The 14455-nt window shown below is 63.1% G+C and carries 14 protein-coding genes; 5 read left to right on the top strand and 9 right to left on the bottom strand.

What is annotated here, in order from left to right; all coding sequences use genetic code 11:
* Positions 1-6 precede the first annotated feature (6 nt).
* Together B9Z51_RS17670 and B9Z51_RS17665 are read left to right on the top strand one after the other, a co-directional pair.
* Entirely contained in the window at positions 7-930 is a 924-nt protein-coding gene (locus B9Z51_RS17670) for a 3-keto-5-aminohexanoate cleavage protein (protein WP_108376480.1), read from the top strand.
* Between the two features lie 51 nt (positions 931-981).
* Positions 982-2148 (top strand): SRPBCC domain-containing protein, encoded by a 1167-nt coding sequence (locus tag B9Z51_RS17665; protein ID WP_108376479.1) that lies wholly within the window; start codon positions 982-984, stop codon positions 2146-2148.
* A 51-nt stretch (positions 2149-2199) separates the two neighbouring features.
* Here the strand turns inward: B9Z51_RS17665 and B9Z51_RS17660 are convergent, their stop codons facing one another.
* Positions 2200-2760, bottom strand: coding sequence for a substrate-binding domain-containing protein (locus tag B9Z51_RS17660; protein WP_233255032.1), 561 nt, complete (start codon positions 2758-2760; stop codon positions 2200-2202).
* A 170-nt stretch (positions 2761-2930) separates the two neighbouring features.
* On the opposite strand from B9Z51_RS17660, the gene B9Z51_RS17655 reads away from it, so the two are divergent.
* From B9Z51_RS17655 to B9Z51_RS18320, 3 genes are all read left to right on the top strand, one after another.
* Positions 2931-3212: a hypothetical protein gene (locus B9Z51_RS17655; RefSeq protein ID WP_108376477.1), complete on the top strand. Its 282-nt coding sequence runs from the start codon at positions 2931-2933 to the stop codon at positions 3210-3212.
* 19 nt (positions 3213-3231) lie between these two features.
* A complete protein-coding gene (locus tag B9Z51_RS17650; RefSeq protein ID WP_108376476.1) occupies positions 3232-3930 on the top strand; it encodes a succinate dehydrogenase iron-sulfur subunit in 699 nt (232 codons plus the stop codon).
* 145 nt (positions 3931-4075) lie between these two features.
* Positions 4076-4300, top strand: a complete 225-nt coding sequence (locus B9Z51_RS18320; protein WP_146187808.1) for a hypothetical protein — start codon at positions 4076-4078, stop codon at positions 4298-4300.
* 308 nt (positions 4301-4608) lie between these two features.
* Here the strand turns inward: B9Z51_RS18320 and B9Z51_RS17645 are convergent, their stop codons facing one another.
* The 8 genes from B9Z51_RS17645 to B9Z51_RS17610 all read right to left on the bottom strand — a co-directional run bounded on the left by B9Z51_RS17645 (position 4609) and on the right by B9Z51_RS17610 (position 14436).
* Positions 4609-5517, bottom strand: coding sequence for a LysR substrate-binding domain-containing protein (locus B9Z51_RS17645; RefSeq protein ID WP_108376475.1), 909 nt, complete (start codon positions 5515-5517; stop codon positions 4609-4611).
* Positions 5518-5757: 240 nt separating this feature from the next.
* Positions 5758-6624 carry a CoA ester lyase gene (locus tag B9Z51_RS17640; RefSeq protein ID WP_199227583.1) on the bottom strand — a complete coding sequence of 289 codons (867 nt, stop codon included), beginning with the start codon at positions 6622-6624 and terminating at the stop codon, positions 5758-5760.
* An 8-nt stretch (positions 6625-6632) separates the two neighbouring features.
* Complete coding sequence (locus B9Z51_RS17635; RefSeq protein ID WP_108376474.1) at positions 6633-7985, bottom strand: MmgE/PrpD family protein; 1353 nt, start codon at positions 7983-7985, stop codon at positions 6633-6635.
* A 114-nt stretch (positions 7986-8099) separates the two neighbouring features.
* Positions 8100-9281 (bottom strand): CaiB/BaiF CoA-transferase family protein, encoded by a 1182-nt coding sequence (locus tag B9Z51_RS17630; RefSeq protein ID WP_108376473.1) that lies wholly within the window; start codon positions 9279-9281, stop codon positions 8100-8102.
* Between the two features lie 151 nt (positions 9282-9432).
* On the bottom strand, positions 9433-10590 hold the full coding sequence (locus B9Z51_RS17625; RefSeq protein WP_199227582.1) for an acyl-CoA dehydrogenase family protein: 1158 nt from the start codon (positions 10588-10590) through the stop codon (positions 9433-9435).
* A 45-nt stretch (positions 10591-10635) separates the two neighbouring features.
* Positions 10636-11517, bottom strand: coding sequence for a MaoC family dehydratase N-terminal domain-containing protein (locus B9Z51_RS17620; protein ID WP_108376471.1), 882 nt, complete (start codon positions 11515-11517; stop codon positions 10636-10638).
* Between the two features lie 408 nt (positions 11518-11925).
* Complete coding sequence (locus B9Z51_RS17615; RefSeq protein WP_108376470.1) at positions 11926-13443, bottom strand: class I adenylate-forming enzyme family protein; 1518 nt, start codon at positions 13441-13443, stop codon at positions 11926-11928.
* A 3-nt stretch (positions 13444-13446) separates the two neighbouring features.
* Positions 13447-14436 (bottom strand): tripartite tricarboxylate transporter substrate binding protein, encoded by a 990-nt coding sequence (locus tag B9Z51_RS17610; protein WP_108376469.1) that lies wholly within the window; start codon positions 14434-14436, stop codon positions 13447-13449.
* Positions 14437-14455 lie beyond the last annotated feature (19 nt).

Below are 14455 nucleotides of genomic sequence, written 5' to 3'. Positions count from 1 at the left end.
CATCCGATGAACAAAGTCATCATCACTTGTGCAGTCACAGGCGCCATCCACACGCCGTCCATGTCGCCCTATCTGCCGGTGACGCCTGAAGAGATCATCGAAGCCTCGGTGGAAGCGGCCGAGGCGGGCGCGGCCATCATCCACCTGCATGCGCGGGACCCGGTCACGGGCAAGCCCGACCAAAGCCCCGAAGCCTTCGGCAAGTTTTTGCCACAGATCAAAAGCCGCACCAACGCGGTGCTCAACCTGACCAGCGGCGGCTCGCCGTTCATGACGATAGATGAACGGATTCATCCCTCGATGCGGTTTGCGCCGGAGGTGGCGTCGCTCAATCTGGGGTCGTTCAATTTCGCGCTGTTCCCGATGCTGGACCGCTTCACCGAGTTCAAACATGAATGGGAACGCGAGCACCTGGAAAAAAGCCGCGACCTGATCTTTCGCAACACCTTCAAGGACATCGAATACGCCTTGCGGGCCTGCGCGGAAAACGACACCCGGTTTGAACTCGAGTGCTACGACATCGGCCACCTTTACAACCTGGCGCACTTTGCCGACAAAGGGCTCATCAAGGGGCCGTTTTTCATCCAGTCGGTCTTCGGCATTTTGGGCGGCATTGGCAACCACCCCGAAGACGTGATGCACATGCGCCGCACCGCCGACCGTTTGTTCGGCGACCAATACCAGTGGTCTGTTTTCGGCGCAGGGCGTCACCAGATGCGCATCGCTGCCATGGGCGCCAGCATGGGCAGCCATGTGCGCGTGGGTCTGGAAGACAGCCTCTGGCTGGGCAAGGGCACGCTGGCCAAAAGCAATGCCGAGCAAGTGCACCAAGCGCGACAGATCGTCGAAGGCCTGGGCCTGCAAATCGCCACGCCCGACGAGGCCCGGAAAATTCTGGCGCTCAAGGGCGCGCAGCGCGTGGGTTTCTAAGCGATCAATATCCAGTCAACTAACCTTCAGATTTTCCTCAGGAGTGGTTCCATGCACGTTGGCATGATCGTCGGCATTGGCCCCGCCGCCACGGACTATTACTATCGGCAACTGATCTCGACCATGGCCCAAGCGGGTGTGGACCTGCAACTCACGATGGCCCATGCCGATACGTCCACGCTGCTGCGACATCAGGCCGAAAACAATCAAGATGCCCAAGTCGCCATCTACATGGAACTGGCCAATCGCTTGAAGCAGTGCGGTGTAGAAATGATCGCCGTGTCCTCCATCGCCGGGCATTTCTGCATTGAGGCCTTCAAGAAAATCTCTCCCATCCCGGTGATCGATTTGCTGGAAACCGTCAAGGCCGAAGTGCATCGCCAGGGCTTGAAAAAAGTAGGCTTGCTGGGCACACGCGTCGTCATGGCGTCGCAGTTTTACGGCGTGCTCGATGGCGTGCAAGTGGTACCACCCACCGCCATGCTGCAAGAAGTTCACGACGCCTATGTGTCCATGGCCAGCCAAGGCGTGGCGACTGAACAGCATCGAACGATCTTTCTGGACGCGGCCAACACCTTGATCCGCGAAGAGGGCTGTGAATCCATCCTGTTGGCGGGCACCGATTTGGCCTTGGTGTTCAACAAAAATTCCGACCCGGGTTTTCCGTTTCTGGACTGCGCCGAAGTGCATGCTGCGGCCATTGCGAAATACGCCATGATCACCCTCACCCCATTCGTCATCTCCCGCGTCTTTCGCGCACGTCGCCCGATCGTGTTTGAGGTCTACACGCAGCCGCATCACCTCGCGCAGTGGCTCAGCCCCGAGGGCTTTCACAACATCCACACCGACATGGACTTTCGCGTCGGGGGGCGTTACCACTACGGCATTCAGGGACCCGCTGGCATGGAGATGTGGGGCAAGCAGGAGTTCCTGCAGATCGATCCGAACGAGCGACTGGTGCATCTGCAAAGCTTTTCCACCCGCGAGGGCGGCCTGGGCGCGCACCCCATGGCACCCACTTGGCCCAAGTACATGCACGTCACCACCACATTTGAGGACGTCCCCGGCGAAGGCACGCGTGTCACGATCACCTGGGTGCCGCATGAGAGTGACGACATCGGTCACCAAACCTTTGACGCAGCGCGGCCAGGCATGGAGGTGGGCTTTGGCGGCACCTTTGTGAAACTGGACGCTTATCTGCAAAAGCTGCAGGCCTGAAAATCGGCAATCGACACCAAGCAGCCCGTCAGGATTTGGTGAATCTGAAAATCACGGACTGCCAAATCCATAGCGCGCAAAGACCGCCTGTGCACTTGGTGTCAGCAAGGCGTCGGCAAAGGCTTGTGCCGCAGGGGGCGCACCCCGGCGCACCGTGATGCCGTAATCCGCAAACACCTGCAAGTTGGGTGGCACAGCCACCCTCTTCAAACGCTGAACTTCGCCTTGCGCAGCCACCGCATTGGTGTAATAGGTTAGAAAGACGTCGGCTTGCCCCTGGTCCATGACCCAGGCATATGCACCACGGCCTGGGGGCGGTTTGGGTGAGGCAGGGCCGCCCGTGAGCTGCAAGGCCTTGCGATCCAACGTGGCATAGGCGCCAGCTTGCAGCGCTTCGGCCCGGCGAAACAGCGCCCAAGCATAGTCACCGGCGGGGTCTGCTTTGGGCGTGCTGGTGCCCACACGGACGTCCGGGTCGAGCAAAGCGCCCAGCAAGCGCTCGGGCGCGAGGTCGATGTTGGCTTGGGTGAACGCGCAAGGCAATAGCCCTTCTGTCTGACGCGCCACGTCGTATAAATCCCAAGTCTTGGCACTGAAAAGTGCAGCGGACAACAACGTACCTCAGATCAGATCTGCACGCTGGCGCACAGACTTGCCCGGATATCCCACGCATGCTGCTACGCAACGTTCCGCACACGGCAGTCATCACGATCATCGGATAGAACCCAAGGCTTTATCACCCTCAATGGACGTCTGGGCGGAAGAACGAAGGAGGTTTTAACGTGCAAAACCAACTGGCCAACGCACCCGCCGGCGTGACCCCTTTCGAAGATCTGGACGCGAACCAGGCCGAATCGGAGCAATTGCGCGTTCGTGTCATTGCCTTGGAAAATCTGGTCATTTCCATGCTGGCCCAATCCCCGGAGTCGCAACTGGTACGGGTCCGCGAGATGGCAACATTCATCGCCCCGCGGCCGGGCTATACGCAACACCCTTTGACTCTGCGTGCTGCGGATGAGATGCGCAGTCTCGTAGACCGTGCTGGCCAATTCAGACCTAAATAACCGAACGAAGGGGCGCTGCATGCATAGCTTTCACATCTACCGCTACGACCCAGACCAGCACGACGCGCCACGCATGCAAGTGTTCGAATTGGACGTTGACCCCGGCGACCGCATGTTGCTGGATGTGCTGATTCGACTGAAGGCCATCGATCCGAGCCTGAGTTTCCGGCGCTCCTGTCGTGAAGGCATCTGCGGCTCCGACGCGATGAACATCAATGGCAAAAACGGGCTGGCCTGTATCACCAACATGCGCGAACTGCCGACCAAGATCGTGCTCAAGCCCCTTCCCGGCCTGCCCGTCATCCGTGACCTGGTCGTCGATATGACCCAATTCTTCAAACAGTACCACGCCATCAAGCCCTATCTGATCAACGACGAGCCACCGCCGGAGCGTGAGCGACTGCAGTCGCCACAAGAGCGAGAGTCGCTCAACGGCCTGTACGAGTGCATCCTGTGTGCCTGCTGTTCGTCAGCTTGTCCAAGCTACTGGTGGAACCCTGACAAGTACGTCGGCCCTGCAGGCCTGCTGCAGGCTTACCGCTTCCTGGTGGACAGCCGCGACACCGCAACGGCTCAACGGCTAGACGACCTGCAAGACCCTTATCGCCTGTTTCGCTGCCGAGACATCTTGAACTGCGTGGATGTCTGCCCCAAGAACCTGCTGCCGGCAGCAGCCATCAGCAAGATCAAGGAAATGATGGTCCGGCGGGCGGTCTGACGTCTGCTTTGCTTTCGCCGTGCTGGTCACTCCGAACATGATGAAGACCACGTCAACGTGGCATGTCCAGCGATGCTGTCCGGCAATACGGCGAACAAGGTGCCTGCAATTGACGGAAGCTGACATTTGAACCTAGAAAACGCAGTTGACCGCTTTGAACCCGCTGAAAACCCTTGTGTATCCTGAACGCTGTGAGCACGAAGACGCTCACCTTGTGGGTGATACCGCTACGCACCCGATGGCACAGCCCTGGGGGGCACTGGCGGCGTTGCTCGTCGTTGCAGGGGGGCAGCCTGCGGCCTCCTCGCGCCTGGCCATTGCCCCCCATGGCTGCACCCTCGGGCGCGTTCAACTGCGTTTTCTAGGTTGAAGACCCAAGAATTACGGCTGCAGCCAGACGGTTGATTCGGTCGTGTGAAGTCTTCAATTGGCAAAGGTGTCGATAGGTCGTACCGTCAGGTCCGACATGGGCTTGTGCTCAGCGCTGTCATGTCGGGGCTGAAGCCACCGAACTACAGGGTGACTGCGGGCAAACATTTCAGACTTCAGTGTGTCGGAACTATTGAAGCGGGCTGCTGCTGCACATCTATAAATGGCGGCGCTTGATCGTTTGATGACGTTGCCTTTTCCAAACTTGCTCAAAAAACCGCAAGCCTCCCTATCCGCACAAGCAAGCCCTCAAGCCATCGCCTGCCGCGCATCCTCTGCCAGCAAATCAATCAAGTCCCTTGCAAACGCAGGCAGCTCGTCCAGAATGCGCACGCAAATTTGCATGGAACGGATCGCCCACGCGTCGGACAGCGGCACCAGGCGGATGGCCATGCTGCGGGCGTGGCGGCGGGCGGCCGATTCGGGCAGCACGCCCACGCCCACACCGGCTTCGATCATGCGGCAGGCCGACTCAAAGCTGCTGACCTGGATACGCACCTTGAGCGGCATGTTGAGTTGCTCGCATTCGCGGTTAAGGAAGGCGTGCAAGGCGCTCGCTTCGTGCAGGCCCACATGGTCAAACTCCAGCGCGTCAATGAGCTGCATGCTGGGCAGGTCGGCCACGGGGTGGTGCTCAGGCACCACCAGCACCAGGCTGTCAGAACGGTAGGGCAAGGTCTGCAGGCTTTCGGTGCGCACCGAGCCGGCCACGATGCCGATGTCGGTCTTACCGTCGATGACAGCGCGCACGATTTCGTTCGACAGTTTTTCTTGCAGGTCGATGTTCACATCGGGGTGCGTGGCCAGGTAGCGCTTGAGCACTTCGGGCAAGAACTCGCCCAAGGCCGTGGTGTTGGCGTACACGCGCAGGTGGCCTTTGATGCCGCTGGCGTATTCCTGCAAGTCGCCGCGCAGGTGTTCGATCTGGCCCAGCACCAGCCGCGCCCGGTGCACAAAGGCCTGGCCCGGCGGCGTGAGGGTGACGCCCTGGCTGTGCCGGTTGAGCAGCTTGGCACCGATGCTTTCTTCGAGGTTTTTGATGCGCGTGCTGGCCGCAGGCAGCGAGATGTGCGAGGCCTCGGCCCCTTTGGTGAGGCTGTTGGCTTCGGCCACCCGCACCATGAGGCGCAAATCCACCAGATCGAAATGAACAGACATGGGGGGATTGTGACAGCGGGCCGGGGGGCCAACTCCAAATGGGTGCGCGCCATGTCGGCTCAGGTTCGTGTCGGGGCTGAAGCTGCGACCTACACGGATTCCAAGGCAGCGTGGGGCGACCGCCAGACTTGGAAACTACCCCTTCGCTGCATCACCAAGACGTCGGACTCTGCGAGTACCGACCTACGAGGCAAGCTGCGTTTTGGAGCTCGGCGGGCAAAGATTCCGCTCCCCCTTTCATCAGGAACGAATCTGGAGAATCTTGCGCGCCAGCAGCAACACAGGCGGGTCGACCATCTTGCCGTCCACACTGAACGCGCCGCCATGGGCCTGCGCTTCAGCGGCCAGCACACGTTTGGCCCAGGCGCATTCGGCCTCGGTCGGGGCCAGGGCCTGGTGCACGCCTGCCACCTGCGCGGGGTGGATGCACAGCTTGGCACCAAAGCCAAAGCGGCGGCTGCGCTGCGCGTCGCGGGCCAACACATCGGCGTCGGTGGTGGCGGTGGTCACGCCGTCCACCGGGGCGGGCAAATGGGCGCGGCGCGAGGCCACCACCAGCGCCACTCGAATGGGAGCCAGTTCGGCTTCATCGGGTCCGCAGCTGAGCCCCAAATCGGCCTGCAAATCAATGTGCCCAAGCCCCAGGCGCAAGACGCCTTGTGCGAGTGCTATGGCGTCCATCTGCCCCACGCCTTCGGCGCTTTCAATCAAGGGCAAGACAGGCACACCGCTGGTGCTGAAGGCGTGCTCGACTTGCTGTGAGTTTTCGGCTTTGGGCAGCATGAGCGCGCCCAGGCCAGGCAAGCCGCCCAGCGCCGCCAAGTCGGATTCATGCCAGGGCGTGCCTGCCGGGTTGACGCGCACCAAGAGGCGTGCACGCTCAGCCGCATCAAAGGCCGACCAAGCGCTGAGCAGAGCGGTGCGGGCCGCGTCTTTGGCGTCGAGCGGCACCGCGTCTTCCAGGTCAATGATGACCGCGTCGGCACCGCTGGCCAGGGCCTTGGCAAAGCGCTCGGGGCGGTTGCCAGGCACAAACAAAAAGCTGCGCGCCTGCGCCAGCTTGGATGGCGGCAAAGGCTGGGCTGGCGATGCAGACTGCGAGTGCATCAACCCGCTCATGACAGCAGTGCGCCGACCTTGGGCCAAGTGGCCACTTGCCAGAGTGCGTCCACGCTTTGGCGCATGGCCTCGGGCGTGGCACCGCCGCTGAAGGCGGCCAGGCGCAGGGCCTTGTCGGTGATCTCTTGGCGCGAGAGCGTGTTGCCCGGATCGCCCTTGGGCTTGTCCACGCGGCCGTGCAGCACGCGGCCGTCGGTGGTGGTGACGGTGACTTTGCCGATCCAGCGCTTGGGGTAGGCGCTGTCCACTTCGGCGTCGAGCGCCATCGTGACCTTGTCGCGCAGCGCCTGCGTTTGTTGGCTCAAAAAGTCACGGTCAAATTCGGTCAGGCCCGCGTGGCCGTGTTGCGCCACCAGGGCCAGCACCGTGCCCATCGAGAACTTGCTCTGGTGCACCGTGGTGGGTTGCACCACCGGGCCCAGCACGTCGATCGCGCCTTGGTGCACATGGGTCACCACTTGGGCCAGGTCATCGAGCTTCAAGCCATTCGTCTGCATGACGTGCAGCAGCGCATCGGCCGCTGGGTGGGTGTGGCGGCAGCTGGCGTGGTACTTGAACGAGGTCTCGGCCGTGGCCCAGCGCGTGCCCAAGCCGTCCACCAGGCGGCTCGGGTCGGCGTCGCTCGACATGCCCACGGCCATGCCCTGCGGGCCTTCCAAAATTTCTGCCGCGCCGGTAAAGCCGTCTTTGGCCAAGTAGGCCGACATGAGGCCAGCAGCCGCCGCGTGCGCGGTGTGCAGCTGCTTGCTGTCGGCGGCGGTGCGCAAGAACTCCCACAGGCCTGCCGACTGCGTGCCGGCCGAGCCCAGCGCGTGCTGCATTTGCTGCGCGTTCAGGCCAAGCAGGTGGCCCACGGCCGCTGCTGCGGCCAGCGTGCCTGCGGTGCCGGTGGTGTGGAACACGCGGTAGTGCGAGCGCCCCAAAAATTCACCCACACGGATGCCGACTTCGTAGCCGACCACCGATGCGGCCAGCAGTTGTTTGCCGCTCGCGCCCAGGGCTTGGGCCACCGCCACAGCGGGTGGAAACACCACCGTGGCCGGGTGGAACACCGAGCCGTTGTGCACATCGTCTTGCTCGGCCACATGCGAGGCAGCGGCGTTGGCCATGGCCGCCAAATACGGCGTGGTGCGTGCGCCGTTGATGATGACTTCAGAAGGGCCTTGGGCCGGACCCATGGCCAGCGCAAAACGGGTGATGGTCTCCACAGGTCGCGTGCCGTGACCGGCCACGGCCGAGCCGAACCAGTCGACCAGCAGGTCTTCGATCTTGCTCACCACGGGCGCAGGGATGTCCTCGAAGCGCAGGCCGGCTGCAAAGGCCGCGAGTTGGGCGGTGTTGGATGTCATGTTGTCTCCTGGTTGGGGTTCAATTCTTATGTGGGAGCGGCGCCCTCGCCGCGATGGGCCTTTGGCAGACCACGGCCCATCGCCCCGAGGGCGGGGCTCCTACAAACTCACAATTCAAATGGCCTTCGCATTGCGCAAAGCCTGCACCGCCGCCTCGTCCAGCCCCAGCTCGCGCAAGATGGCTTCGGTGTGCTCGCCCACGGCGGGCACGGGGTCCATGCGGTAGTCGTATCGGTTGTTGCGCCCGGGCGGCAGCAGGGCCGGGATCTCGCCTGCGGGCGAGCCCACCGGTTGCCAGCGCTGGCGGGCCTGCAGCTGCGGGTGCGCCCAAACGCCAGCCATGTCGTTCATGCGGGCGTTGGCGATTTGCGCTTGGTCCAGGCGCGCTTCGACCTCGGCCGTGCTCATGGTGGCGAACATGCCCAAGATCAGTTGTTGCAGCTCGGCGCGGTTGGCGTTGCGCAGGGCGTTGGTGCAAAAGCGCGCATCGCTAGCCAAAGCCGCATCGCCAAGCACCACTTCGCAAAACACTTTCCACTCGCGCTCGTTTTGCAGACCCAGCATCACAGTGCCGCCATCACCCGCCACAAACGGGCCATAGGGGTAGATGCTGGCGTGCGACGCGGCCGTGCGCGGCGGCGGCGCTGCGCCTTCAAAGGCGTAATACAGCGGGTAACCCATCCACTCGCCCAGTGCTTCGAGCATGGACACGTCGATGTGGCTGCCTTGGCCGGTCTTGCCGCGCAGCAGCAGGGCCGAGAGGATGTTGGTGTAGGCGTACATGCCCGCCGCGATGTCGGCCATCGAGTTGCCCGCCTTGGACGGGGCCTCGGGCGTGCCGGTGATCGACAACAAACCTGCCTCGCTCTGGATCAAGAGGTCGTAGGCTTTTTTGTCTCGGTAGGGACCGTCTTCGCCATAGCCCGAGATGTCGCAGACGATCAGCGTCGGGTGCGTCGCATTGAGCGCTTCAAACGACAGGCCCATGCGGGCGGCCGCGCCGGGCGCGAGGTTTTGCACCAGCACGTCGGCATCTTTGAGCAGCTCGCGCAGCACGGCCATGGCCTCGGGGTTTTTGAGGTCGAGCGTGATGCTCTCTTTAGAGCGGTTGGTCCACACAAAGTGCGAAGCCTGGCCGCGCACCCGCGTGTCATAAGCCCGCGCAAAGTCGCCTGCGCCGGGGCGCTCGACCTTGATGACGCGTGCGCCCAAGTCCGCCAATTGCCGCGTGCAAAAAGGCGCGGCGATCGCGTGTTCGAGTGAGACGACGGTGATGCCGTCCAGAGGTCTGGTCATCGTGTGCACCTTAAGAAGACGGAGCGATGGGTGGTGGTGTGCAAGTCGCTCATCGCGGCGGGGGCGCCGCTCCCACAGGGGGGCTGCACGCTCTTTGTAGGAGCCCCGCCCTCGGAGCGATGGGTGGTGGTGTGCGAAAGCACGATGAACATCAAAACGAACGGGGCAGCCCGAGGATGTGCTCGGCCACGTAGCTGAAGATCATGTTGGTCGAGACTGGCGCGACTTGGTACAAGCGCGTCTCGCGGAACTTGCGCTCAATGTCGTACTCGCAGGCAAAACCAAAACCGCCGTGCGTTTGCAGGCAAACGTTGGCCGCTTCCCAGCTGGCCTTGGCCGCGAGGTATTTGGCCATGTTGGCTTCGGCCCCGGCGTTTTGCATGGCGTCGATTTTTTCGCAGGCCTTCCAACGCATCAGGTTGGCGGCTTCCAGCTCGATGAAGGCGTCGGCAATCGGGAACTGCACGCCCTGGTTTTGGCCAATGGGGCGGCCAAACACCACGCGCTCGTTGGCGTATTTGCTGGCGCGGTCGATGAACCAATAGCCGTCGCCAATGCACTCGGCGGCGATCAAGGTACGCTCGGCGTTCAGGCCGTCGAGCAAAGTCTTGAAGCCCTTGCCCTCTTCACCCAGCAGCGCGTCTTCGGGGATTTCGAGGTTGTCAAAAAACAGCTCGTTGGTCTCGTGGTTGACCATGTTCAGGATGGGGCGCACGGTGAGGCCGTTGCCGATCGCCTGCTTCAAATCAATGAGGAAACACGACAGACCTTCGGAGCGTTTTTTCACTTGGTCGGCGGGCGTGGTGCGGGCCAACAAAATCATCAGGTCGCTGTGCTGGATGCGCGAGATCCAGACCTTTTGGCCGTTGATGACCCAGCGGCCGTCTTTCTTGACGGCGGTGGTCTTCAGCTTGGTGGTGTCGCTGCCGGTGGTGGGCTCGGTCACGCCCATGGACTGGATGCGCAACTCGCCCGTGGCGATCTTGGGCAAGAGCGTGTTTTTTTGCGCTTCGGAGCCGCTGCGCACGATGGAATTCATCACGTACATCTGGCCGTGACAAGCACCCGAGTTGCCGCCCGAACGGTTGATCTCTTCCATGATCACCGAGGCCTCGGACATGCTCAAACCCGAGCCGCCGTATTGCTGCGGGATCAGGGCGGCCATCCAGCCGGCTTTGGTCAGCGCGTCAACGAACTCTTCGGGGTAGCCGCGTTTTTCGTCGACCTTGCGGTGGTACTCGTCAGGGAACTGGGCGCAGAGATCGCGCACGGCGTCGCGGATGTCCTGGTATTGGTCGGGTGCGTGCATGGTGGTGATGGAAATGGGTTGTCAAAAATGGATGCTCGTGCAGCCTCAGGCCAGTGTGGCCTGCGCCTGCATGGTGAGCCAGCCTTCGTGGTCGCAGGCCCAAAGGTCTATGGTTTTACCGTCGGCTGACGACCGGCCGTTCAGCCGGAAAGGGTGCAGGTCAAACGTGGGGCGCACGGCGCGAAACTGAAACGAAGCGACACGCGCCCCAGGCACTTGCCTGCGCACCAGGTCCACCAGCAAGGTGGCGATCAGCGGGCCGTGCACGATCAGGCCGGGGTAGCCTTCTTCTTGCGTGACGTAGCTGCGGTCGTAATGGATGCGGTGGCCGTTGAAGGTGAGCGCCGAATAACGGAACAGCGACACCGGATCGGGCACGAACTCGCGCTGCCATGGCGCGCCGGTTTCGGCGGCAGTGGGTGGCACTTCGGGTGCGCCGGGCACAGCGGCTGCGCGGTACACGATGTCGTGCGTTTCGGTCAGGCTCAGGCCCTGCGCGTTGCTGAAAGCGTGTTCGACTTCGACAAACAGCAGGTCGCCTGTGCGGCCCGACTTGTGCTTGACGGACGCGATGCGCGAGCGCTTTTGCGCGGCGTCGCCCACGCGCAGCGGGTTGTCGGTTTGCCACTGCAAGCGGCCACCGGCCCACATGCGACGCGGCAGGGGCACGGGCGGCAAAAAGCCACCGCGCAAGGGGTGGCCATCAGGCCCGATCTGGCTTTGCCGCGCCTGCGGCAAGAAGTACAGCCAGTGCCACAAAGGCGGCACTTCGCTGCCAACGGTTTGGTGGGCGTCGTCGCGGTCGAGCAGCGCGCTTTGGCCGCGCAAGGGAGCGGCACTGATGTCGTCATCCAGCGTTTCGCTGCGGCCTTCCCAGCTGCGCAAGTGCGCGACCTGGGCGGCATCAAGGGTGGTGGGGGTGTTCATGGTTGTATCTTCTCCCAGATCAAGACCCTGGCTTGTCTGTCTTTGCGAAAGACCATCTTTGGCGAGCACGAAGGGGGCAGGGTTGTGCAGGCGCCCCGCCCTCGGGGCGATGGGTCGTGGTCTGCGCAAGCCCATCGCGGCGGGGGCGCCGCTCCTACAGAGGAATACCATGACTTGCAAGGCTGCATCTCTTTGTGGGAGCCCCGCCCTCGGGGCGATGGGTCTGGGTCTGCGTAAGCCCTTCGCGGCGGGGGCGCCGCTCCTACAGAGGAATACCATGACTTGCAAGGCTGCATCTCTTTGTGGGAGCCCCGCCCTCGGGGCGATGGGTCTGGGTCTGCGCAGGTCCATCGCGGCGGGGGCGCCGCTCCTACAGGGGGATAAAGGGACGCGGCCACGGTCAGGGTTTCACGCTTGGCTGTACTGCTCGACCAGTTCACGCTTGAGCACCTTGCCGCTCAGGGTCATGGGCATCTCGGCCACCAGCGTCACCATTGAAGGCCGTTTGTAGGGCGACAGGTGTTCATGGGCGTGGGCCTTGAGAGCGTCCAGGTCGATCTGCACACCGGGCTTGGCTTCGATGAAGGCCAGGATGTCTTCGTTGCCGTCAGCGGTTTTGCGCCCGGCCACGGCCGCACGCTGCACACCAGGCCAGGCCAAAAAGACCGCTTCGACTTCGCCGGGATACACATTGAAGCCGGAGCGGATGATCATCTCTTTCAGCCGCCCGACCACCTGCAAAGCGCCATCGGCGTCCTGTCGGCCCAGGTCGCCGCTGGCGTACCAGCCGCCGGGCTTCATGACCTGGTCGGTGATCTCGGGGTCGCGGAAATAGCCGGGCATCAGGCCCACACCGCGCATCCAGATTTCGCCCGTCTCGCCTGCAGGCAGGTCTTGTCCTTGAGGACCGAGGATGCGCAGCTCGGCCCCTTCAACCAGGTAACCGGCGCTGGTGTCGTCGCGCCATTCGCCCCGGCGGCACAGCGTGAGCGCGCCTGCGTATTCCGACAGGCCATAGCCGTGGTGCAGGGGCTGACCAAAGCGCGCCTCGATGGCTTTTTTGACGCTCAGGTCCAGCGGCGCTGCACCGGTGTAAACGTAACGCAAGTCAGGCGCTGCGGGGTGATCGATGCCCTGGCCGTCGAGCCAGGCCAGCAAGCGGGTGAACATGGCAGGCGGGCCTTGCAACTGCGTCAGCCCCTGGTGGGCCAGCGCGTCAAACACGTCGGCTGGATCGAACTGGCTGCGCATGAGCAGGCCAGCACCTGCGTGCAGCGAGGCCATGAGCACGGTGCCAAGACCAAAGATGTGCGTCATCGGCAGGTAGGCATATGAGCGGTCTGTGGGCACCAGTTGGCGCGACTGCGCAGACACCTTGCCGAACTGCAGCAGGCCCGCGTGCGTGAGCATCACGCCTTTGGGTTGGCCGGTCGTGCCCGAGGTGAAGATGATGGCGGCCACACGCTCGGCCAGGTCGCCCGTTTGCGCCGTGGCTTGCGCATCGGCCAGAGTGCGGCGCAGCGCAGGCAAAACGCTCTCGCGTGTGTCGTACTGCTGCGCATGCTGGCGCGCCGCTGGCGACACCCCCACGGTGAAATACAACACGCGGGCGTCGGCCTTGGCAGCAAAGCCCGCCAGCTCAGACGCCGTCATGCGCGCATTGACCCCGCAGGCCCAAGCGCCCACGCGGCTGCAGGCCAGCACCAAGGCCACATGCTCGGGGCAGTTTTCTGCGGCGACCAGCACGCGGTCACCCAAGCGCACACCGGCTTCGCGCAGCTCAGCTTCGAGCGCATTCACTTGGTGGGCCAACTCGGCCAGTGTCATCACCCGGTCGGGCATGAAGAGGAAGGGGTGGTCGGGGGCCTGCGCAGCGCGCTCGTCGAACAGCTGGTGGATTCGGGTGTGTGGGGATGTGTGGAACATGTTTTATTCGAACGCCATGCCTTTGGTCACTTCGGCCCACAGCGCGTGCTCGCGGCGCATGCGCTCGGCCAGGTCTGACGCCTTGGCGTTCCAGATGACGTAGCCTTGGTCGATCCAGCGCTTGCGCAGCTCGGCGTCCTGCAAGGCACGGCCCGTGGCGGCAGCGACGCGCTGGCTGACGTCAGCGTTCATGCCCAGCGGGCCGTACAGGCCATACCAGCCACCGATGTCGTAGTCGCGGATGCCCAACTCGGACATGCTGGGCAGCTGCGGGAAAGCCGGGTTGCGCTCTTTGGAAGTGACGGCCAGCGCACGCACCTTGCCGCCGTCGATGTAGGACTTGGCGCCACCCACGATGTCGAACATCATCTGGATCTGGCCGCCCATCACATCGGTCATGGCCGGGGCATTGCCCTTGTAGGGCACATGGGTCATGCTGATGCCGGCACGGCGTGCAAACAGCTCGCCGCTCAGGTGATTGGACGCGCCCATGCCGGCCGAGCCGTAGGCCAGCTGCCCTGGATTGGCCTTGGCATGCGCGACCAGCTCGGGCAAGGTCTTGAAGGGCTGGTTCTGGTTGATCACCAGCACATTGGCGTAACTCAAGATGGGCGCCAGCGGCGTCAGGTCCTTGAGCGGGTCAAAGGTCATGGCTTTCAGCACATGCGGGCTGATGGTCATGGTGGGGCTGGCCGCGAAGTAAATCTCCTGGCCATTGGGCGCAGCTTTGACCACGCTGTTGCCCGCCACCGCACCGCCTGCGCCCAAGCGGTTTTCCACAATCACCGGCTGGCCCAGCTCACGGCTGAAGACCGGGGCAAACACGCGCGCGGCCGAGTCCACCGGGCCGCCTGCGGCGTAACCCACGATGAGCTTGACCGTGGGGCCGGTGCTCTGGGTTTGTGCCCAGCTGCTGCCTGCCAGGCAGGCCAAGGCAGCGCCTGCGGCCAGTATGCAGCAGCGGCGACTGAAAGAACGATGTGTCTGTGTCATGGCTTGTCTCCTTGTGTTG

The organism is Limnohabitans sp. T6-5 (assembly GCF_003063315.1).
Taxonomy (GTDB): Bacteria; Pseudomonadota; Gammaproteobacteria; order Burkholderiales; family Burkholderiaceae_C; genus Limnohabitans_A.
Note: the sequence above shows the minus strand (reverse complement) of the source record. Positions and strands in the feature narration are given on the sequence as shown.